17 protein-coding genes and 1 tRNA gene are annotated in these 20,738 nt (G+C 58.4%); 15 read left to right on the plus strand and 3 right to left on the minus strand.

What is annotated here, in order from left to right; translation table 11 throughout:
• The first annotated feature begins 6 nt into the window (after positions 1 to 6).
• The 10 genes from rplT (at position 7) to AX018_RS08575 (ending at position 10,867) form a co-directional block, all read left to right on the plus strand.
• The gene (rplT, locus tag AX018_RS08530; RefSeq protein WP_111876872.1) at positions 7 to 369 is read left to right on the plus strand and encodes a 50S ribosomal protein L20; all 363 of its coding nucleotides are present in this window, start codon (positions 7 to 9) and stop codon (positions 367 to 369) included.
• 111 nt (positions 370 to 480) lie between these two features.
• Positions 481 to 1,533: a phenylalanine--tRNA ligase subunit alpha gene (gene pheS, locus AX018_RS08535; protein ID WP_111876873.1), complete on the plus strand. Its 1,053-nt coding sequence runs from the start codon at positions 481 to 483 to the stop codon at positions 1,531 to 1,533.
• A 78-nt stretch (positions 1,534 to 1,611) separates the two neighbouring features.
• Entirely contained in the window at positions 1,612 to 4,053 is a 2,442-nt protein-coding gene (pheT, locus tag AX018_RS08540; protein ID WP_111876874.1) for a phenylalanine--tRNA ligase subunit beta, read from the plus strand.
• Positions 4,053 to 4,406: an integration host factor subunit alpha gene (locus tag AX018_RS08545; RefSeq protein ID WP_111876875.1), complete on the plus strand. Its 354-nt coding sequence runs from the start codon at positions 4,053 to 4,055 to the stop codon at positions 4,404 to 4,406. Before pheT ends, AX018_RS08545 begins: the two co-directional genes overlap by 1 nt.
• 115 nt (positions 4,407 to 4,521) lie before the next feature.
• Positions 4,522 to 4,944 (plus strand): MerR family transcriptional regulator, encoded by a 423-nt coding sequence (locus AX018_RS08550; protein ID WP_111876876.1) that lies wholly within the window; start codon positions 4,522 to 4,524, stop codon positions 4,942 to 4,944.
• 30 nt (positions 4,945 to 4,974) lie between these two features.
• Positions 4,975 to 5,051 (plus strand) — tRNA-Pro (locus tag AX018_RS08555).
• Positions 5,052 to 5,302: 251 nt separating this feature from the next.
• Positions 5,303 to 6,466 (plus strand): glutamine-hydrolyzing carbamoyl-phosphate synthase small subunit, encoded by a 1,164-nt coding sequence (gene carA, locus AX018_RS08560; RefSeq protein WP_111876877.1) that lies wholly within the window; start codon positions 5,303 to 5,305, stop codon positions 6,464 to 6,466.
• Positions 6,466 to 9,723 (plus strand): carbamoyl-phosphate synthase large subunit, encoded by a 3,258-nt coding sequence (gene carB / locus AX018_RS08565; RefSeq protein WP_111876878.1) that lies wholly within the window; start codon positions 6,466 to 6,468, stop codon positions 9,721 to 9,723. The genes carA and carB overlap by 1 nt, the downstream gene beginning before the upstream one ends.
• Before the next feature lie 213 nt (positions 9,724 to 9,936).
• A complete protein-coding gene (gene greA, locus AX018_RS08570) occupies positions 9,937 to 10,413 on the plus strand; it encodes a transcription elongation factor GreA (protein ID WP_111876947.1) in 477 nt (158 codons plus the stop codon).
• A 40-nt stretch (positions 10,414 to 10,453) separates the two neighbouring features.
• On the plus strand, positions 10,454 to 10,867 hold the full coding sequence (locus AX018_RS08575) for a DUF4149 domain-containing protein (protein ID WP_111876879.1): 414 nt from the start codon (positions 10,454 to 10,456) through the stop codon (positions 10,865 to 10,867).
• Positions 10,868 to 10,906: 39 nt separating this feature from the next.
• Here the strand turns inward: AX018_RS08575 and AX018_RS08580 are convergent, their stop codons facing one another.
• Together AX018_RS08580 and AX018_RS08585 are read right to left on the minus strand one after the other, a co-directional pair.
• The gene (locus AX018_RS08580; protein ID WP_111876880.1) at positions 10,907 to 11,659 is read right to left on the minus strand and encodes a glycosyltransferase; all 753 of its coding nucleotides are present in this window, start codon (positions 11,657 to 11,659) and stop codon (positions 10,907 to 10,909) included.
• A gap of 1 nt (position 11,660) precedes the next feature.
• Positions 11,661 to 12,134, minus strand: coding sequence for a YhbY family RNA-binding protein (locus AX018_RS08585; protein WP_111876881.1), 474 nt, complete (start codon positions 12,132 to 12,134; stop codon positions 11,661 to 11,663).
• A gap of 20 nt (positions 12,135 to 12,154) precedes the next feature.
• Between AX018_RS08585 and AX018_RS08590 the strand changes: the two genes are divergently transcribed.
• The 4 genes from AX018_RS08590 to glmM all read left to right on the plus strand — a co-directional run bounded on the left by AX018_RS08590 (position 12,155) and on the right by glmM (position 17,298).
• A complete protein-coding gene (locus tag AX018_RS08590; protein WP_111876882.1) occupies positions 12,155 to 12,817 on the plus strand; it encodes an RlmE family RNA methyltransferase in 663 nt (220 codons plus the stop codon).
• A gap of 201 nt (positions 12,818 to 13,018) precedes the next feature.
• Positions 13,019 to 14,941 (plus strand): ATP-dependent zinc metalloprotease FtsH, encoded by a 1,923-nt coding sequence (gene ftsH, locus AX018_RS08595; protein WP_111876883.1) that lies wholly within the window; start codon positions 13,019 to 13,021, stop codon positions 14,939 to 14,941.
• A 147-nt stretch (positions 14,942 to 15,088) separates the two neighbouring features.
• Positions 15,089 to 15,925: a dihydropteroate synthase gene (gene folP, locus AX018_RS08600; RefSeq protein WP_111876884.1), complete on the plus strand. Its 837-nt coding sequence runs from the start codon at positions 15,089 to 15,091 to the stop codon at positions 15,923 to 15,925.
• A 38-nt stretch (positions 15,926 to 15,963) separates the two neighbouring features.
• Complete coding sequence (gene glmM, locus AX018_RS08605; RefSeq protein WP_111876885.1) at positions 15,964 to 17,298, plus strand: phosphoglucosamine mutase; 1,335 nt, start codon at positions 15,964 to 15,966, stop codon at positions 17,296 to 17,298.
• A gap of 34 nt (positions 17,299 to 17,332) precedes the next feature.
• Here glmM and AX018_RS08610 read toward each other — a convergent pair whose 3' ends face one another.
• Positions 17,333 to 19,570: a sensor domain-containing protein gene (locus AX018_RS08610; RefSeq protein WP_211322399.1), complete on the minus strand. Its 2,238-nt coding sequence runs from the start codon at positions 19,568 to 19,570 to the stop codon at positions 17,333 to 17,335.
• 252 nt (positions 19,571 to 19,822) lie between these two features.
• Between AX018_RS08610 and AX018_RS08615 the strand changes: the two genes are divergently transcribed.
• Positions 19,823 to 20,668, plus strand: a complete 846-nt coding sequence (locus tag AX018_RS08615) for a GNAT family N-acetyltransferase (protein ID WP_111876948.1) — start codon at positions 19,823 to 19,825, stop codon at positions 20,666 to 20,668.
• The last annotated feature ends 70 nt before the right edge of the window (positions 20,669 to 20,738 follow it).

Consider the following 20,738-nt stretch of genomic DNA (forward strand, 5'->3'; position numbering starts at 1 on the left):
AAACACATGCCTCGCGTCAAACGTGGTGTAACGGCACGCGCCCGTCACAAGAAAGTCCTGGCCCTTTCCAAGGGTTTCCGCGGTCGCCGCGGCAACGTCTTCCGCATTGCCAAACAGGCGGTGATGAAGGCTGGTCAGTACGCCTACCGTGATCGTCGTACGAAGAAGCGCGTGTTCCGCCAACTGTGGATCGCCCGTATCAATGCCGCTTCCCGTGAACTGGGTCTGACGTATAGCCAGTTCGCAAACGGCCTGAAGAAGGCTGCCATCGAGATTGACCGCAAGATGCTGGCCGATCTCGCAGTGCACGACAAGGCTGCCTTTGGTAGCATCGTGGAGCAAGTCAAGGCCAAGTTGGCCGCGGCTTGATCTGACGTTCGTAGCTATCTTTCTGATAGCTAAAAACGCAATAACAGCAAGGGCTAGGGCTTGAGAGGGCACTAGCCCTTGTTTATTTCTCCGTAACGATAAAGAGTTGGTATGAACGAGCTGGATTCCTTGGTAGAAGCCGCGCGGCAGATGTTTGCGCAAGCGATCACTCCCGCTGATTTGGAAAACGCCAAGGCGCAGTTTCTCGGCAAGGCGGGGAGAGTCACGGAGCTCATGAAGGGGTTGGCCCAACTGCCTGTGGAAGAGAAGAAGTCACGCGGTGCTGCGGTGAACATGGCCAAGCAGGCCATTGAAGTTGCGCTCAACGAGCGGCGGCAGGAACTGGCCGACATGGAATTGCAAGTCCAATTGAAAGCCGAGGCGTTGGACGTGACGCTGCCTGGAAGGCAAAGAGGGCAGGGCGGTCTGCATCCTGTATCGCTGACGTTGGAGCGGATTGAAGGTATTTTCGGATCCATGGGGTTTGATGTGGCCGATGGACCGGAGATTGAGTCCGATTGGTTCAATTTCACCGCATTGAATACCCCTGAAGACCATCCCGCGCGATCTATGCATGACACCTTCTATGTAGAAGGTGGCTCAAAGTCGGCGCCCAACCTGTTGCGGACCCATACCAGCCCCATGCAGATCCGGCACGCTGTACAGCATGTCAAAAAGTACCGAGCCCTGCTGGATGCGGGGCAATCCATGCCAGAGATTCGTGTGATTGCTCCGGGACGTACCTATCGCGTGGATAGCGATGCAACCCATTCACCCATGTTTCACCAGTGCGAGGGTCTTTGGATTGGCGAAAGTGTGAGTTTCAAGGATTTGAAAGTCGTATTCACGGACTTTTGCCGCACATTTTTCGAAAGCAGTGATTTGGTGTTGCGCTTTCGACCAAGCTTTTTTCCTTTCACTGAGCCCAGTGCGGAAATTGATATCCAGTTCCAGACTGGCCCATTGGCTGGGCGTTGGCTGGAGGTGGCAGGTTCGGGGCAGGTTCATCCGAATGTGGTACGCAATATGGGGCTGGATCCCGAGAAGTACATTGGGTTTGCTTTTGGCATGGGGCCCGACCGGCTCACGATGTTGCGCTACGGCGTGAATGATCTTCGCCTCTTCTTTGATGGTGATATCCGGTTTCTCTCGCAATTCCAGTAACGCTGTGTCCGATTTATTAGGTGCTGCCGATGTTTAGTGTTTCTCGGTGGCTGCCTGCTATCCCTTTCCCATCCAACTATGCAATTTCCTGAATCCTGGTTGCGTGAATTTTGCAATCCTCCCATCTCTACCGCGGAATTGGCCGAGACTTTGACCATGGCAGGATTGGAGGTTGAAGAACTGGTGCCCGTTGCCCCTCCGTTTCATCACATCGTGGTCGGGGAAATCAAGGAGGCAATCCAGCATCCCAACGCTGATCGCTTGCGGGTTTGCCAAGTGGATGTAGGGCAGGCGAACCTGCTCAATATCGTGTGCGGAGCACCCAACGCGCGCGTCGGCATCAAGGTTCCATGTGCCTTGGTAGGGGCTGAGTTGCCTCCAGGGGAAGATGGCAAGCCTTTTGTCATCAAAGTTGGCAAGCTCCGGGGTGTAGAAAGCCAGGGCATGCTGTGCTCGGCTCGGGAACTCAAGCTGTCCGTAGACCATGATGGTTTGCTGGAGTTGCCTTTGGATGCTCCCGTCGGACAGGATGTCCGAGTCTGCTTGCAGCTCGACGACACGCTATTCACGCTGAAACTCACCCCCAATCTGGCCCATGCCCTCAGCGTGTATGGCATTGCCAGAGAGGTCTCTGCGCTGACAGGGGCACCTCTTCGTCAGCCTGTTTTCCCTGTAGTGCCAGTGGATCTAGAAGATGTCGTACCCGTCAAGATCAGCGCGCCTGACCTGTGTGGGCGTTTTTCGGGACGGGTCGTACGCAATGTCAACACGTGCGCAGCCACTCCCCGCTGGATGCTTGATCGCCTGGCGCGCTGTGGGCAGCGTGGTGTTTCACCCTTGGTGGATATTTCCAACTATGTGATGTTTGAGTTGGGGCGGCCTTCGCATATTTTTGATCTGGAAAAAATCCATGGTGGATTGGATGTGCGTTGGGGGCGCAAGGGTGAGCAGCTGAAGCTGCTCAATGGCAGCAGCGTGGAAGTAGATGATCAAGTGGGCGTCATCGCTGATGATCGCCAGGTGGAATCTCTGGCGGGGATCATGGGGGGCGATACCACAGCCGTCTCCGATGTCACGCGACACATCTATATCGAAGCTGCATTCTGGTGGCCCAGGGCGATTGCTGGGCGTTCGCGCAGGTACAACTTTTCAACCGATGCCGGTCATCGGTTCGAGCGCGGAGTGGATCCGGAATTGACGGTGGAGCACATAGAGCGCATCACCCAATTGGTGCTGGAGATTTGCGGTACGCCGGAGACCGTCTGCGGACCGCTTGACGATCAGCGTGTGAATCTCCCGGAACCTCAGCCTGTGACGTTGCGTGTGGATAGGGCGTCCAAAGTCATTGGCATGCCGCTCACATTGGCGCAGTGTGTGCAGGCACTTGGTCGATTGGGTCTTTCGCTCAAGCAAGACGAAGGGAGTGTGACCGTATATCCACCATCCTATCGTTTCGATATTGCCATCGAGGAGGACTTGATCGAGGAGGTCGCTCGGATGGTGGGATACAACCAGCTACCGACCACGCCTCCGGTCGCGCCCATCACGCCAAAGCTGCAGCGTGAGGAACTTCGTAGTCCATTTGCGGTGCGCCGGGCGTTGGCAGCATGCGGCTATCAAGAAACCATTAATTTCAGCTTTGTGGATGCCCGTTGGGAGCAGGAGCTGGCTGGAAACGCCGATCCAATCCGATTGTTGAATCCAATTGCAAGTCACATGAGCGTGATGCGCTCTTCCTTGCTGGGCTCGCTGTTGCAGGTCGTGAAATTCAATGTGGACCGCAAGGCGCAAAGAGTTCGTGTGTTCGAGCTGGGGCGCGTATTTTTGCGTGACGGCAGTGTGAAAGATACCGACACAACGGTAGATGGATTTTCTCAGCCGATGCGAATTGCCGGTATGGCATACGGTTTCGGAGATGCCTTGCAGTGGGGGCGAAAAGAGCAGCCTGTCGATTTCTTTGATGCAAAAGGGGATGTTGAGGCGCTGCTTGCGCCGCGCAAGGCTGCATTCGAGCCGGCCGTGCATCCGGCAATGCACCCGGGGCGTTGTGCGCGCGTTGTGATGGATGGCCGGGACATTGGTTTCGTCGGAGAGTTGCATCCACGGTGGCGTCAAGCTTGGGATTTGGCGCAAGCTCCCGTGATGTTTGAATTGGAGTTGAATGCGGTGCAGCAACGGGACGTTCCGCGGTTCAAGTCCGTTGGGAAGCAGCAAGCCGTAGAACGTGATATCGCGATTGTGGTAGCTGAGCGTGTAACCTGTGCCGAGGTCATGCGGGTGATCGAATCTGCTGTGCCCCCCACACGCCTGCGCTCTGCCATCTTGTTCGATGTTTTCCGCATGAGGTCAGGCAAGGATGGCGAAGTCACTGCGGGAGGCTTGGCATCTGGCGAAAAGAGTTTGGCGGTGCGTCTTTCCTTGAGTGACGATGCCGCAACCTTGACCGATGGGGAGGTTGAGGCATCGCTACAGGCCGTACTGAATCAACTGACTCAACAGCTCGGTGCGAGGTTGCGGTGATGTGGAATGGGAGTGGTGATTTGTTGGAACTGACCGTGGAGAGCTTGGAAACGCCTGCGCTGACCAAGGCGCAGCTCGCCGATCTGCTGTTCGATCAGATTGGATTGAATAAGCGTGAGTCCAAGGACATGATCGACGCGTTTTTCGATCTGATTGCCCAGCGGCTGATCGATGGGCACGACGTCAAGATTTCGGGGTTTGGAAATTTCCAGATTCGTACGAAAGCGCCGCGCCCTGGTCGAAATCCGCGGACAGGCGAAGCCATTCCCATTCAGGCGCGTCAGGTGGTCACCTTCCATGCCAGCAGCAAGCTCAAGGAGCAGATTCAGAATGGCGGAAATGCGGGGTCCTAAGTTGACGAGTGCTTTGTATCGAAAGATATGTTGGTAGCTTTCGTGACTTTCCGCTGGTCTGTTCGTCAGCCCTGAAGTACGCTTTCTCGTTCACCAGTCTCTTCAAGTGCGTCCTATGGGCACTCTGCTTCCTCTCATTCCTGCCAAGCGGTACTTCACGATTGGAGAGGTCGCAGAGTTGTGTGGCGTGAAGCCCCATGTGTTGCGCTATTGGGAGCAGGAATTCACCCAGTTGCGACCTATGAAGCGGCGCGGCAATCGCCGCTACTACCAGCATCATGAGGTGTTGATGATCCGCCGCATTCGTGAGCTCTTGTACGACCAAGGCTTCACGATCAGCGGTGCGCGGAATCGGTTGCAGGAACCAGAAATCCTGCAGGTTGTGGACCCCGGGCCAGAGCAGGAGGATGTGGATGCGCCGCTTCAAGGGGACGGTGTTGCCGGGGTGGCGGGGGCTGACGTTCAGGCTTCTAACGCATCCTCGGTAGACCTGCTTCGCAAAGAATTATTGGAAATTCGTGCACTTTTGTCTGAGTAGTGATTTTTCGATATACAATCTAAGTCTTGTCGGCGTGTAGCGCAGCCTGGTAGCGCACTTGCATGGGGTGCAAGGGGTCGCGAGTTCGAATCCCGCCACGCCGACCATTTATAAAAAAAGGGCTGCAGTGTAAAAGCTGCAGCCCTTTGTGCTTTATCCGTCGATGGATGGTGCGGCACATCGATGTCGTGAATAACCGGTGGTTGGGTTTGAGGCTCGGGCGGCTAAGGCTACAATTGGAGGCTTTCCCGCAAAAACGTCGCCCGGCCGCAACCAAAGCAATCCCTCTATAAAAAGCAGTCTCCAGGAGCTTGCCTTCTGAGGACTCCGGGCGACCCGCAACCATTCGGAGAACCCAGTGCTTTTGTCTCTCAAGGGATCCTTCCCGCCCGCCATTCTGGCGCTCGCAGACGGCACGGTCTTTATTGGTCACTCGATCGGCGCCGTGGGCACCACGGTGGGTGAGGTAGTGTTCAACACTGCAATCACCGGCTACCAGGAAATCCTTACAGACCCCAGTTATTGCCAGCAGATTGTCACGTTGACGTATCCGCATATTGGTAACTATGGCGTCAATGGTGAGGACATCGAGGCCGAAAAGATCCATGCCGCAGGTCTCATCATCAAGGACTTGCCTCTTCTGGCCAGTAATTTCCGCAGCACCGAAACCTTGTCGGACTACTTGGTGCGCGAAAAGACCGTGGCAATTGCCGGCATTGATACGCGTAAGCTCACCCGCATCCTGCGGTCCAAGGGGGCGCAAAATGGTGCGATCCTCGGCTTGCCTGCAGGAGAAGCTATTACTCCGTCACGGATCCAAGAGGCAGTGGCTGCCGCGAATGCGGCACCCAGCATGAAAGGCTTGGACCTCGCTCAGCTCGTAAGCACCACCAAGTCCTATATTTGGGAGCAGACGGAGTGGAGGCTGGGTTCAGGATACGGCACTCAGAAGGCCGCGCGCTTCCACGTGGTGGCGTACGACTATGGAGTGAAGAAGAACATTCTTCGCATGTTGGCCGAGCGTGGCTGCAAGATCACCGTCGTGCCTGCCAAGACCCCTGCTGCGGAGGTGCTGGCCATGAACCCGGATGGCGTGTTCCTTTCCAATGGCCCTGGTGATCCGGAGCCATGCGAATACGCTATCCAATCGGTGCGGCAGATCATCGAGGCCAAAGTGCCGATGTTCGGGATTTGTCTGGGTCACCAGATCATGGCACTCGCCTCCGGAGCCAAGACGTTCAAGATGGACAACAGCCATCATGGCGCAAATCATCCGGTCAAGGATCTGGATACCGGGCGCGTCAGCATCACCAGCCAAAACCATGGATTTGCCGTGGATGCGGTCTCGCTGCCGTCAAACCTGCGTGCCACGCACATCAGCTTGTTTGATGGCACTTTGCAAGGGTTGGAGCGCACGGATAGGCCAGCTTTCTGCTTCCAAGGTCACCCCGAAGCCTCGCCGGGGCCGCACGATATCGCTTACCTGTTTGATCGCTTCACTGCGCTGATGGAGAAGAAGTAATGCCCAAGCGCATAGATCTCAAATCGATCCTCATCATTGGAGCCGGCCCGATCATCATCGGTCAGGCCTGCGAGTTTGACTACTCTGGTGTCCAGGCATGCAAGGCATTGCGCGAGGAAGGCTACAAAGTCATTCTGATCAACAGCAATCCTGCAACGATCATGACCGACCCCGCAACGGCAGATGTCACTTACATCGAGCCCATCACGTGGCAGACGGTCGAGAAAATCATCGCCAAGGAGCGTCCGGATGCGATCTTGCCGACCATGGGCGGGCAGACGGCACTGAATTGCGCGCTCGATTTGTGGCGCAATGGCGTGCTGCACAAGTACAAGGTGGAGCTGATTGGAGCTACGCCAGAAGCTATTGACAAGGCCGAGGATCGGCTGAAGTTCAAGGATGCCATGACCCGGATCGGGCTGGGCTCCGCGCGATCGGGTATCGCCCACTCCATGGAAGAAGCCTGGTCGGTGCAAAAGAATGTGGGATTTCCCACAGTGATTCGCCCCAGTTTCACTTTGGGGGGTACGGGGGGCGGGATTGCCTATAACCCGGAGGAGTTCGAATCTATCTGCAAGCGTGGACTGGAGGCTTCGCCTACCAATGAGTTGCTGATCGAGGAGTCACTCCTCGGCTGGAAAGAGTACGAGATGGAAGTGGTCCGGGACAAGAAGGACAACTGCATCATCGTGTGCTCCATTGAAAACCTGGATCCGATGGGTGTTCATACAGGCGACTCGATCACAGTAGCACCCGCGCAGACGCTGACGGACAAGGAATACCAGATCATGCGCAACGCCTCTCTCGCCGTACTGCGTGAGATCGGCGTGGACACCGGGGGCTCCAATGTGCAGTTCTCGGTGAATCCGAAGGACGGGCGAATGATCGTGATCGAGATGAATCCGCGCGTCTCTCGCTCTTCGGCACTCGCCTCCAAGGCCACGGGTTTCCCCATCGCCAAGGTTGCAGCCAAGCTTGCCGTGGGCTACACGCTGGACGAACTCAAGAACGACATCACGGGAGGAGCTACGCCTGCGTCTTTCGAACCCTCGATCGACTATGTGGTCACCAAGATTCCGCGCTTTGCGTTCGAGAAGTTTCCAGCAGCCGACAGTCGCCTGACAACGCAGATGAAATCTGTCGGAGAGGTGATGGCCATGGGGCGTACCTTCCAAGAGTCTTTCCAGAAGGCCTTGCGCGGGCTGGAGGTGGGCGCGGACGGGATGAACGAGAAGACCCAGGATCGGGAGTTGCTTGAAAAGGAACTGGGTGAGCCTGGGCCTGAGCGCATCTGGTATGTTGGGGATGCATTTGCGATGGGGCTATCGGTCGACGAGGTGCATGATCTCACCAAGATCGACAAGTGGTTCCTTGTCCAGATCGAGGAAATCGTGAAGATCGAACTCGAACTGGATCGACTGGCTGCCGAAAAGGGCGATGTAGCTCTTGCTGCGCTAGATGCAGACACGCTGCGTGCCCTCAAGAAGAAGGGATTCTCTGATCGTCGGCTGGCCAAGCTTCTGAAGGTTTCCGAGAAGGCTGTGCGCGAAGTACGGCGCTCGTTGAATGTGCGCCCGGTCTACAAGCGCGTAGACACTTGTGCTGCTGAATTCGCCACCAATACCGCGTACATGTACTCGACCTACGAGGACGAGTGTGAGGCAGATCCATCGGACAAGAAAAAGATCATGGTGTTGGGCGGTGGTCCGAATCGCATCGGGCAAGGGATCGAGTTCGACTACTGCTGCGTGCACGCTGCCCTGGCCATGCGCGAGGATGGTTACGAAACCATCATGGTCAACTGCAATCCAGAGACCGTGTCGACCGATTACGACACGTCTGATCGTCTCTATTTCGAGCCCCTCACACTGGAGGATGTGCTGGAAATCGTGGATAAGGAAAAGCCTGCGGGCGTGATCGTGCAATACGGTGGTCAGACACCACTCAAGCTGGCCTTGGGGTTGGAGGCCGAGGGCGTGCCGATCATCGGCACCAGCCCGGACATGATCGATGCTGCGGAAGATCGCGAGCGTTTCCAGAAACTGCTGAATGACTTGGGCCTGCGGCAGCCACCCAACGCCACGGCAAGAACGGAATCCGAAGCGCTGGAGAAAGCTGCGGCACTGGGCTATCCACTGGTGGTTCGTCCCAGCTATGTGCTGGGTGGCCGCGCGATGGAAATCGTGCATGAGCAGCGCGATCTTGAGCGTTACATGCGCGAGGCCGTAAAGGTCAGCAATGACTCTCCTGTTCTTTTGGATCGTTTTCTGAACGATGCGATCGAATGTGATGTGGACTGCCTGCGCGATCCCGAAGGGAAGGTTTTCATCGGTGGCGTGATGGAGCACATCGAGCAGGCTGGTGTGCATTCCGGCGACTCGGCTTGCTCGCTGCCGCCTTACTATTTGAGCAAGACCACGGTTGATGAGCTCAAGCGCCAAACCCAGGCCATGGCGGAGGGTTTGAATGTGGTCGGTCTCATGAATGTCCAGTTTGCCATTCAAGAAGTGGAAGAGGGCGGTACGAAGCGTGATGTGATCTATGTGCTTGAAGTCAATCCGAGAGCTTCGCGCACGGTGCCGTTCGTTTCGAAAGCAACGGGTATCCAGCTTGCCAAGGTGGCAGCGCGTTGCATGGTGGGGCAATCGCTGGAGTCTCAGGGGATTGAGCGTGAAGTGACGCCGCCTTATTTCAGTGTGAAAGAAGCGGTGTTCCCCTTCGTCAAGTTCCCTGGGGTGGACACCATTCTGGGCCCTGAGATGAAGTCCACCGGTGAAGTCATGGGTGTTGGCAAAACCTTCGGTGAGGCATTCGTTAAGAGCCAGCTCGGTGCGGGAACCAAGTTGCCGACTTCGGGCAAGGTGTTCCTGACGGTCAAGAATGGGGATAAGCCACGCGCCGTGGCGATCGCCAGAGAGTTGGCTGTGATGGGGTTCGAGCTTGTCGCAACCAAGGGCACGGCCGCCTCGATCGCTGAGGCAGGAGTGCCTGTAAAAGTGGTCAATAAGGTAACCGAGGGCCGGCCTCATATCGTTGACATGATCAAGAACGATGAGATCGTGATGGTCATCAATACGGTGGAAGAGCGCCGCAACGCGATTGCCGATTCGCGCGCGATTCGCACCAGTTCGTTGCAGGCGCGGGTAACCACCTTCACCACTATTTTTGGGGCAGAAGCTGCGGTAGAGGGGATGAAGCACTTGCAAAGTCTGGATGTGTACTCGGTGCAGGAGCTGCACGCACAACTACTCGCCTGACGTGTCGTTTTGCGTCATTGGCCTGAACTCTGGCAGGAGAGTTCAGTTCGGTTGACGCAAAGACGGCATAATTTATGAGTGACTGAACCAAGACCGCCGCGCGGCAACGCGCGGCGGTTTGCTTTTGGGCGTTTCTGGAGAACCTTCATGAAGAGGGCTCTGGCGCCGGTAAGCCGCGTGTATCGCGCGGAATTGAACGTGGAGACTGATTCAATGGCAACCATTCCCATTACCAAGCGTGGCGCTGAGAAGCTCAAGGAAGAGTTGCACCGCCTCAAGACCATCGAACGACCCTCAGTCATCAACGCGATTGCCGAAGCGCGGGCCCAGGGGGATTTGAGCGAGAACGCAGAGTACGAAGCCGCTAAAGATCGTCAGGGCTTCATCGAGGGCCGTATTCAAGAGGTGGAGGGCAAGCTGTCGGCCGCCCAGGTCATTGATCCTTCGCAGTTGGATGCTGGCGGTAAAGTCGTTTTTGGTGCGACGGTGGATCTGGAGGACGAGGACGCAGGCGATCAAGTGACGTACCAGATCGTTGGTGAGGATGAGGCCGATTTGAAGCAGGGCCTTATCAATGTTTCTAGCCCCATTGCCCGCGCACTCATAGGCAAGGAGGAGGGCGATACTGCGGAGGTTCAAGCTCCAGGTGGCTTGCGCCGCTATGAAGTAGTGGGTGTGCGCTATCTTTGATAGCGTGTTGGAGCCAAAAGCAACCGGAAAGCCCTATTTGATGCGCGAACGATTGCCTGTGTTGCTGGCTGCTCTCTGGTGGGGCAGTCTATCGGCGATTGGTTTCATTGCCGTGCCCATGTTGTTCGTGCATATGCCCACACCGGCAATGGCTGGAAACATGGCGGCGCGCCTGTTCGAAGCGCAAACGCACGTTTCGGTCGTTTGCGGCGTTCTACTCCTGTTGCTCTCAACCCGAAAGGAGACTGCTCATCAAGAAGATTGGGCGAGGGCGACGATGGCGTATGTCATCGGTGGCCTCTTGCTGTCGTTGCTTGTGCAGTATGGGGTCGCTCCACGGATCATGGCCAGAGCCAACTTGAAAATCTGGCACAGCGTTGGCACGGTGATGTATGCCTTGCAATGGGGGTGTGCATTGCTCATCCTTTGGCGCACATCGATCACCAAGAAATAACTGCGGGAAGCGGTCCGCATGACTTGTGCGGACGCCCCCTCACTCTTTCCAATGCTCGGCGACCCAGAGGGCCGGCTCAATGTGGCGAAAGCGTCGATTGCGGCGACCTGCCTGCGCATCAGGTGGATTGCACTCCCCGTGGAAGACTACGATCTTTGCTCCTGCAGGAATGACTGGGGGGCGCCAGTAGTTGGTCGGCCATTTGGGGATGCTGTGGTATTTGAAGCTTGGGCACCATTCGGCAGGCCAGTAAGTGAGCTTGCCTTGTCGATGCAGAAAATCTGAGAGGTACGCTTGCTCATTGCGAAAACGAGTGCGAACGGATTCGAAGTGCTTGCGGAAATGCTCCAGAACATCTGGATGTGCTCCCAGTTCGAATCTGTATACCGATGAATTGCCGGTGATCCTCCAGGGACGCTTGTAATCATGAATGATGAGGAACTCTCCACGTTCAGCGAAGAATTCATCCAATCCGCCAACGACGACTACATCGACGTCTAGAAAAAGCGCTGTGCCGCGCAGGCCGTGCAGATCTGCGCTGAAGGTGGCCAGTTTGGTCCAGCCTCTTTCGGGGATGCCTTTGGGCAGCTCAAGGGGGGGGATGGGAAGGCATTCCACTTCGGCGCGCACGCCTTGTGAGTCGTCCGTGAGGCAGATAAAGCGAAATGGACCACTCAAATGCCTGCGCACCATGGCATAGAGTCGATTGACGTATTCGGGGCCGTATTTGCTGCCCCACTTCATGCAAATGACATGGCGCTGCTGAGGCGGCGTGGCTGCGGGGGGAATCATGTCAGTCGGCTTGGCGCTTCTTGATGGACTTCTGCTTGGGCTTGGCACGTTTGATCTGGCCCCCGGATGTCAATCGCTGATTGCCCAGCACCCGCAATTGCTTGATTTCCGGACGAGGTCCTCCACGTTTGCTGAACTTCAGCACCTTGACGTCACGCGGCCCCGGCTTGCGGTCTTCATCTATCGTCTTGGCCTTGGGCGGCACAGGGCGCCACAGAACGATCAGCTTGCCAATGTGCTGGATCGGAGCCGCGCCCAGTTGATCGGCCAGTTGCTGGTAGATCTGTTCTCGCGCGGTGCGGTCATCGCCAAAGATGCGCACTTTGATGAGGCCATGGGCTGTCAGCGCAGCGTCGATTTCCTTTTGAACCGCTGCAGTCAGGCCATCGCTTCCGATCAGGACCACCGGGTCCAGGTGGTGGGCGTTGGCTCGGTGTTCCCGGCGCTCTGCGGGAGTCAGTTGAATTTGGGGCATGGCCGTATTATCGAGGCAGGATGAAAGTCAACACAAAAAGCAAGAAGGTGAACAAGGCATGGCTTAACGACCATGTCAACGACACCTATGTCAAGCTCGCCCAGAAAGAGGGCTATCGCGCTCGGGCCGCGTACAAGCTCAAGGAGATCGATGAGGTGCTCAAGCTCATCAAGCCTGGGCAAGTGGTGGTCGACCTGGGGTCTTCGCCCGGTGCCTGGAGTCAGTATCTGAGGAGGCGTTTGTCTCCGGAGGGCGCTGCGATGGGGCAGCTCAACGGAACCATCATTGCGCTGGATATATTGCCGATGGAGCCCATCGAAGGCGTGATATTTCTCCAGGGGGATTTTCGCGAGGAAGACGTGTTGGCGAGCTTGCAGGAGGCGGTGCAGGGGCGTGCTGTGGATGTGGTGGTTTCCGATATGGCACCGAATCTGTCCGGCGTGGAATCCGTGGATGCCGTGCGCATCGCCCATCTGATCGAACTCGCCGTGGATTTCGCGTTGAGCCACCTCAAGCCGGAAGGGGCCCTGGTGGTGAAGCTGTTCCACGGAAGTGGCTATGCCCAACTGGTTCAGCTTTTCAAAGAGAGCTTCCAGATGGTCAAGTCGTTGAAACCGAAAGCATCCAGGGACAAGTCGTCCGAAACTTTCCTGGTAGGTGTCGGTGTGAAGAAAAGAGCATGACATTTCCCGTCATGATGGTGAACACCGGGGAGTGGCATCGCATCTCGAGAACGTGCCTGCCTATGGTGACCATAGGCCTCGTTGGGGTAAACGGCGGGCCTCATAGGCTTGAAAGGCCTAAAATGCACCTCAGATGCGCTAGTACCTGCCACTAATGGGGTGTGGTCCGGCCGTTCTACCCATCGTTTCTGGAGCTTCGCTTTGAACAATCAATGGTTCTCGAAAGTTGCCGTATGGCTGGTGATAGCCATGGTGCTGTTTACGGTGTTCAAGCAGTTCGACACGCGTGCGGGCGCAGGTGCGGGCACCATCGGGTACTCCGAGTTTCTGGAGGAAGTCCGCAGCAATCGGATCAAGAGCGCCACCATTCAGGAGGGGCAGGGCGGCACGGAGATCGTCGCCACGACGTCGGATGATCGCAAGCTGCGCACCACTGCAACCTATCTTGACCGCGGATTGGTGGGTGACCTGATCAACAACAACGTGAAGTTCGACGTCAAGCCGCGCGAAGAAGGCTCGCTGCTGATGACTCTGCTGGTCAGCTGGGGCCCCATGCTGCTGCTGATCGGGGTCTGGGTCTATTTCATGCGCCAGATGCAAGGTGGCGGAAAGGGCGGTGCCTTCAGCTTCGGCAAAAGCAAGGCGCGCATGCTTGATGAGAACAACAACACCGTGACCTTTGCCGACGTGGCTGGATGCGATGAGGCCAAGGAAGAGGTCAAGGAGGTGGTGGACTTCCTCAAGGACCCGCAGAAGTTCCAGAAGCTGGGTGGACGCATTCCCCGTGGCCTTCTGTTGGTCGGGCCGCCCGGTACGGGCAAGACCTTGCTCGCAAAGTCGATTGCGGGTGAAGCCAAAGTGCCTTTCTTCAGCATCTCCGGTTCCGATTTCGTGGAGATGTTCGTCGGGGTGGGTGCTGCGCGGGTTCGCGACATGTTCGAGAACGCCAAGAAAAATGCGCCGTGCATCATCTTCATCGATGAAATCGATGCCGTGGGCCGTCAGCGTGGCGCTGGCCTGGGGGGCGGAAATGACGAGCGTGAGCAGACGCTGAACCAGATGCTTGTCGAGATGGACGGTTTCGAAACGAATCTCGGCGTGATCGTCGTCGCCGCCACCAACCGGCCCGACATCCTGGATGCCGCTTTGCTGCGCCCTGGCCGCTTCGACCGGCAGGTGTACGTCACGTTGCCGGATATCCGTGGCCGTGAGCAGATCCTGAATGTGCACATGCGCAAGGTGCCTGTGGGGCAGGATGTGAATGCGGCAGTCATCGCGCGTGGCACGCCGGGGATGTCCGGCGCCGATCTTGCCAACCTGTGCAATGAGGCGGCCTTGATGGCTGCCCGGCGCAATGCGCGCACGGTCGAGATGCAGGATTTCGAAAAGGCCAAGGACAAGATCATCATGGGCCCGGAGCGCAAGAGCATGGTGATGCCGGAAGAGGAGCGCCGCAACACGGCGTACCACGAGGCCGGGCACGCTCTGATCGGCAAGTTGCTGCCCAAGTGCGATCCGGTGCACAAGGTCACCATCATCCCGCGAGGCCGCGCTCTGGGGGTGACGATGAGTCTTCCAGAGAAAGATCGCTACAGCTACGATCGGGAGTACATGCTGAACCAGATCAGCATGCTTTTCGGTGGCCGGATCGCCGAAGAGGTCTTCATGAACCAGATGACCACGGGTGCGAGCAACGATTTTGAGCGCGCGACGTCGATCGCCCGTGACATGGTGACGCGCTATGGCATGACGGAAGCGCTTGGTCCCATGGTGTATGCCGAAAACGAAGGCGAAGTGTTCCTGGGCCGCTCGGTGACCAAGACCAACAACATGAGCGAGCAGACGATGGAGAAGGTTGATGGCGAGGTGCGGCGCATCATCGACGAGCAATATGCTCTGGCCCGCAAGCTCATTGAGGACAACAGCGACAAGATGCATTCAATGGCCAAGGCCTTGCTTGAATGGGAGACGATCGACGCCGAGCAATTGGATGACATCATGGCGGGCAAGCCGCCCCGTCCTCCAAAGGACTGGACGCCGCGGACTCCATCGTCGGGAGGCGATCATCCCGGTGGTGGAACACCGGCCCCCGTGGCGACCGATCCGGCACCCACCGCTGCTTGATCCGTCCCCCTGGCCGTGGTGGCTGGGTGTGGTTTTCATCGTGGGCGACCTTGCGACAGGTCCATTCAGAAACGGGGCTTCGGCCCCGTTTTTGCGTGTTGCAGCGCATTCCAGCCAAAGTGTTCCACTCGACAAATCTCCGCTCGCATGCATTGGCAAACCTCGCGCTTCCGCATCGACCTCTCGCGTCCTCGCGTCATGGGCATTCTGAATGCCACGCCGGATTCCTTTTCCGACGGAGGGCGCCATGCGTCGGTCGCTGATGTCCTGCGACATGGCGAAAATCTTTTGAGGCAGGGGGCAGACATTCTGGACATCGGCGGGGAGTCCACGCGGCCCGGCAGCCCGGCTGTGCCTTTGGGTGAGGAGTTGGCACGTGTCATTCCGGTGGTGAAGGAAGCCGTCGAGTGGGGTGTACCGCTCTCTGTCGACACCTATAAGCCCGAGGTGATGCGGTCGGTGCTCGATCTGGGGGCGGACATCATCAATGACGTCTGGGCCTTGCGGCAGCCGGGGGCGTTGGAGGTCGTTGCCTCGCATGGTCGTTGCGGGGTTTGCCTGATGCACATGCACCGGGATCCGCAGACCATGCAGAGTGCGCCCATGGAAGGTGATGCTGTGGATCAGGTGCTATCTTTTCTAGAGCATTCAGCCCAGTATCTACGGCGACATGGCGTCGAAAAAGACCGGATCGTGCTCGATGGCGGAATTGGATTCGGTAAAACGGTGGAGCAAAACTTCGCGTTGCTGGCCGGGCAGGAACGCCTGGCGGCAAACGGCTATCCGTGGCTGGCGGGCTGGTCGCGGAAGTCTTCCTTGGGGGCCGTGACGGAACTGCCGGTGGAGGATCGCCTGGTGCCCAGCATCGCGGCGGCTCTGCTGTCGGTCGAGCGTGGCGCCCGCATTGTCCGGGTGCATGATGTTCAGGAGACGGTCGCTGCGCTGCGGGTGTGGCAGGCAGCCCGCTTACCATTCGCTTCTTGATGCCCATCGGGCCCAGATGCCAAACAGGAGAAAAACAGATGGCACGAAATTACTTCGGCACAGACGGTATTCGAGGCACGGTGGGCCAGGCGCCCATCACGCCAGACTTCGTGTTGCGGCTGGCCCATGCCGTGGGACGGGTGTTGCGGCGCACAGAGGAGCGCCCGACCGTTCTCATCGGAAAGGACACGCGTATTTCCGGCTATATGCTGGAGAGCGCGTTGGAGTCGGGCTTCAATTCCGCAGGGGTGGATGTCGTGCTGCTGGGCCCCTTGCCCACGCCGGGCGTGGCGTATCTGACCCGGGCGCAGCGGGCCAGCCTGGGCGTCGTCATCAGTGCGAGCCATAACGCCTATCCAGACAACGGCATCAAGTTCTTCAGTGCCCAAGGCACGAAGTTACCCGATGAGTGGGAGTTGGCGGTGGAGGCCGCGCTGGATGAGGCACCTGCCTGGGCGGACTCCGCTTCTCTGGGCAAGGCGCGGCGACTGGAAGACGCGGCCGGGCGGTACATCGAATTCTGCAAGAGCACCTTTTCCCAGGACCTGACGCTCAAAGGGCTGAAGATCGTGGTGGATGCCGCGCACGGTGCGGCCTACCACATTGCTCCCAAGGTATTCCATGAGTTGGGTGCGGAGGTGCTTGCGATCGGCTGTTCTCCGGACGGGCTCAACATCAATCACCAGGTGGGGGCAACCCATCCGGACGCACTGGTGCGTGCCGTGCGGGCGAACCGGGCCGATTACGGCGTTGCGCTGGATGGCGATGCGGACCGGCTGCAGATGGTGGATGCCGCTGGCAGACTCTACAACGGCGATGAGTTGCTGTACCTCATGGCGTCCGATCGGATTGCCCGCGGCGAACCACTGCCCGGCGTCGTGGGGACCTTGATGACGAACATGGCCGTGGAGCTTGCGCTCAAGGCCCAGGGTGTCGAGCTCGTCCGCGCCAAGGTGGGAGACCGTTATGTGCTGGAAGAGCTTGCACGCCGTCGCTGGCTGCTGGGGGGCGAGGGGTCGGGCCATCTGTTGGCGCTGGATCGACACACCACGGGGGATGGGTTGATCAGTGCGCTGCAGGTTCTGCAGGCCTGCGTGCGCAGCGGCCGCAGCCTGTCGCAGATGCTGGAGCGCTTGCGCCTTTTCCCGCAGGTCCTGGTCAACGTGCGCCTGGCTTCGGGGCAGGACTGGAAGACCAACACGGCGCTCGACCAGGCCATGCGCTCTGTGGAGTCTGCTCTGGCGGGGGAGGGGCGGGTTCTCGTGCGGGCCAGCGGCACGGAGCCGCTGCTGCGCGTGATGGTGGAAACCAGCGACCCGGATCGGGCCAGCCATTTTGCGAATCAACTGGCCGATGCGGCCCGCGCAAGTTAGGTCCTAGGCTTGGGGTGCGTTGACTGCATGCCCGTCAGTGGCCGGTGGGTAGCCGACGGTTTTGTATCAGAGGGGTGATTTCCTGTACGGACAAGGGGCGGCTGAAGTAGTAGCCCTGGGCCTCGTCACAACCTTGCTCTCGCAGGTAATTCAACTGTTCTGCGGTTTCCACACCTTCCGCCGTAGTGCGGATTCCCAGGGCCTGCGCCATGCGGATGATGGCGCTGACAATGGCGCGGTCGTTGTTGTCCGCTCCCAGGTCGCGGACGAATGATTGATCGATCTTGAGCTTGTAGATCTGGAATCGCTTCAGCTGGCTGAGCGATGAATAGCCCGTGCCAAAGTCGTCCATCGACATCCGGACGCCGCGTGCGTGCAACTGGTCCATGGTTGCGATGGCTGAGCGCGGATCGTCCACCGCAACGCCTTCCGTCAGTTCGAGTTCCAGGCGATTGGGACGCAGTTCGGTGTCATCCAGAATGCGGCTCACCAATTCCGGCAGTTGGGGCTGGCGGAACTGCAGCGCGGAGAGATTCACGGCGACAGCCAGCCAATCCAGGCCCATGCCATGCCAAGCCTGCAATTGCGCGAGGGCCGTGCGCATGACCCACTCTCCGATCTGCAGGATCTGGCCACTGTCCTCGGCGATCGGAATGAACTCGGCGGGAGAGATGGAGCCCAGTTCCGGGTGTTCCCAGCGCAGAAGGGCTTCCACGCTCCGAATCTCGCCCGTGGCGATGGTGATCTGCGGCTGGTAATGCAGGTGAAGCTGGCCGCGCTCCAGGGCGCGGCGCAGGGCATTTTCCAGCAGCAGTGCCCGTACCGACTGCGCCTGCATTTCCGGCGTGAAGAAGCGGTAGGTATTGCGGCCATCGAGCTTGGCGCGATACATGGCCACATCCGCAGACTGGGTCAGCGTATCGAAATCCGTGCCATCGCTGGGGAAGAGGGCGATGCCCATGGACGGCGCCATGGTGAGTTCATGGTGGCCGATCTGGTACGGCTGGCGCGATGCTTCCTGCAGCTTGGCCGCAACGCGGGCGGCGCCATGGGCATTTGCGCCAGGCAGCAACAGAATGAATTCATCGCCGCCAAGGCGCGAGACCGTGTCCCGGTCGCGTACCACGGCCCGAAGGCGCTTGGCGATTTCCACCAGCAGCGCATCTCCGACCCGGTGGCCCAGTGAGTCATTGACATGCTTGAAGTGGTCGAGATCGAGGAAAACCACGGCCAGCGGTGTGCTGTTTTCCTGTGCAATGCGGATGGCGTGCTGGGCGCGCTCGGCCAGAAGCGTGCGGTTGGGCAGCCCGGTCAGCGGGTCGTAATGGGCCAGCCAGTAGATGCGTTCCTGGTCATGCTTGCGATCATTGATCTCGCGGTGCAGGTTTTCCACGGTTTCACTGAGCTGGCGTGTCCGCTCATGCACTTGGCTTTCCAGTTCGCTGTGCATGCGGGCCAGTTCGGCCTGGGCTTTGCGTTGCTCGCTAACGTCGAGTGCGATGAGGATCGATCCGTGCTCTGGATGCGTGGGATCCTGGGCCTTGCTGCGAACTTCGCAGACAACAGGGCGGCCATTTTTGGCGCGAAGCACCATTTCTCCCGTGAAGGCGGCGCCACTGATGGGAGGGGTGTAGCAGCGGTGCTCCGCATCTTCCCAGTCTTCATCACTGAAGTGCCATTGCCGGGTTGAACTCTCCGCAAGCTCGCCTGCCTGATAACCCAGCATGTGCTCGAAATGGCGATTGCAGCGGGTCAGGCGCCGATTGCGCACGAATGCGATTCCCACCATCGCATTGTCGAAAAGCGCTTGCTTCTCTCGAACGACGGCATGCAGCTGAGTCTGGGCATGGCGCTGCTCGTCGATGTCGTCCACGATCCAGATGGAGCCTTCGGAGGTGTCCCGGGGGTTGATGAGCCGCCCTGTCAGGCTGCCCCAGAAGAGCCGGCCGTTCTTTCGGCGCATCTGGCATTCGCAGCGATAGGTGTGCCCCTTGGACAACACAGGGTAGGCATTTCGGCCCAATTCCCGGAAGGCCTCCAGTGTCGGGTACAGGCTCTGGCTGCTCTGGCCCGTGGCTTCCGATGTCGTGGCGTAGCCGAAGATTTCAGCGTAGCGCTGATTGCAGCGCACCACTTCACGCTGGCGGATGAAGACGATCCCGACGCCTGCGCTGTCCAGAATCGTCTGCTGCTCTCGCAGCAGGCGCTCAAGAACGGTAATGGGGGGCATCCCCGGTACGAGCAATTCCCGGGCATCGATCGTAGAGGGCATGAAAAGGGGTGAGGGTCCGGCACCGGTGTGAAGGCGGGCGACAAAGTGTATCAGTCGATGGGCCTGGGCACGTCCTCGTGTATGTCGTGAATTCCCGGAGGGCAAGGTCGCTGGTGTTCCGGAGCATGCGTGTCATGAATTCGCCATGAGTGCGACTTGGGTATGTCATCCGTCCTTGCGAAAGTGCCGCCCAGCCGTGTGATTGATCTTGATACGAATCACACATGACTTAACGATTTGCTGGAGGACCTCGTGAGCGATCTGCCTGTTCCCACCCTGCCTTTGTCTCCCGATGTGCTTTTTCGGGGGTCTCTTCATCGCCAAGATCGCACGGAAATCCTGGAAACCCGGCAAGAAAGAAGCGCGGCCCACCGGATCGAGGTGGCTTGGGCGCGTGATGCTGCTGAAGTCCGGGAGGCGCAGAGACTGAGGTACCAGGTATTCGCTGGCGAGATGGGGGCCCGGCTCCACTCAGACGTGGCGGGGCATGATGTGGATGCGTTCGATGTTTATTGTGAGCATCTACTTGTCCGGGATGCGGAGACTCGCATGGTCATCGGCACTTATTGGGTACTGACACCCGCGCAAGCGCAGCGTGCGGGAGGACTCTACAGCGACACGGAGTTCGATCTCTCCCGTCTGGGGCATCTGCGTGGCCGCATGGTGGAACTGGGGCGCAGCTGCGTCCATCCCGAGCATCGCCACGGTGGCGTGATCATGGCATTGTGGGGCGCATTGGCAGATTTCATGGTGAGCAATCAGCTGGACACCATGATCGGCTGCGCCAGCATCCCGATGATGCACAACGGCGTGCTGGGCGGCAGCGCGGCGGCCAGCATCTGGAATCAATTGAAGGTCACCCATCTGACTGCAGCTGAATACCAAGTCCAGCCGCGCCTTCCTCTGCCGGTCGAACAACTGGATGGTTCGCTTTCCGTGGAGCCCCCGGCACTCATCAAGGGTTATCTTCGCCTTGGGGCTCGGGTTCTGGGTGCTCCGGCCTGGGATCCGGATTTCAATACCGCTGACTTGCCCATGCTGATGCGGATCGACGAGCTTCCGCCCCGTTATCGCAAGCACTTTCTTGGTGGGCGGTGACAGTCGCTGCTCTATTAATGACGTGTTGGCCACTCATACGTGACACCCCCATCGGTATGTCATTAAATTG

Origin of the sequence: Paracidovorax anthurii (genome assembly GCF_003269065.1) — a bacterium.
In the GTDB taxonomy this organism is placed as follows: domain Bacteria; phylum Pseudomonadota; class Gammaproteobacteria; order Burkholderiales; family Burkholderiaceae_C; genus Paracidovorax; species Paracidovorax anthurii.

Excerpts from the sequence above, each read along its gene's own strand:
- AX018_RS08590 (WP_111876882.1), top strand. The coding sequence starts at position 12,155 with ATGAAAGTCAACACAAAAAGCAAGAAGGTGAACAAGGCATGGCTTAAC.
- AX018_RS08610 (WP_211322399.1), bottom strand. The coding sequence starts at position 19,570 with ATGCCCTCTACGATCGATGCCCGGGAATTGCTCGTACCGGGGATGCCC.
- folP (WP_111876884.1), top strand. The coding sequence starts at position 15,089 with ATGCATTGGCAAACCTCGCGCTTCCGCATCGACCTCTCGCGTCCTCGC.
- rplT (WP_111876872.1), top strand. The coding sequence starts at position 7 with ATGCCTCGCGTCAAACGTGGTGTAACGGCACGCGCCCGTCACAAGAAA.
- pheT (WP_111876874.1), top strand. The coding sequence starts at position 1,612 with ATGCAATTTCCTGAATCCTGGTTGCGTGAATTTTGCAATCCTCCCATC.
- AX018_RS08545 (WP_111876875.1), top strand. The coding sequence starts at position 4,053 with ATGTGGAATGGGAGTGGTGATTTGTTGGAACTGACCGTGGAGAGCTTG.
- glmM (WP_111876885.1), top strand. The coding sequence starts at position 15,964 with ATGGCACGAAATTACTTCGGCACAGACGGTATTCGAGGCACGGTGGGC.
- AX018_RS08585 (WP_111876881.1), bottom strand. The coding sequence starts at position 12,134 with ATGCCCCAAATTCAACTGACTCCCGCAGAGCGCCGGGAACACCGAGCC.
- AX018_RS08550 (WP_111876876.1), top strand. The coding sequence starts at position 4,522 with ATGGGCACTCTGCTTCCTCTCATTCCTGCCAAGCGGTACTTCACGATT.
- AX018_RS08580 (WP_111876880.1), bottom strand. The coding sequence starts at position 11,659 with ATGATTCCCCCCGCAGCCACGCCGCCTCAGCAGCGCCATGTCATTTGC.
- pheS (WP_111876873.1), top strand. The coding sequence starts at position 481 with ATGAACGAGCTGGATTCCTTGGTAGAAGCCGCGCGGCAGATGTTTGCG.
- carB (WP_111876878.1), top strand. The coding sequence starts at position 6,466 with ATGCCCAAGCGCATAGATCTCAAATCGATCCTCATCATTGGAGCCGGC.
- AX018_RS08575 (WP_111876879.1), top strand. The coding sequence starts at position 10,454 with ATGCGCGAACGATTGCCTGTGTTGCTGGCTGCTCTCTGGTGGGGCAGT.
- greA (WP_111876947.1), top strand. The coding sequence starts at position 9,937 with ATGGCAACCATTCCCATTACCAAGCGTGGCGCTGAGAAGCTCAAGGAA.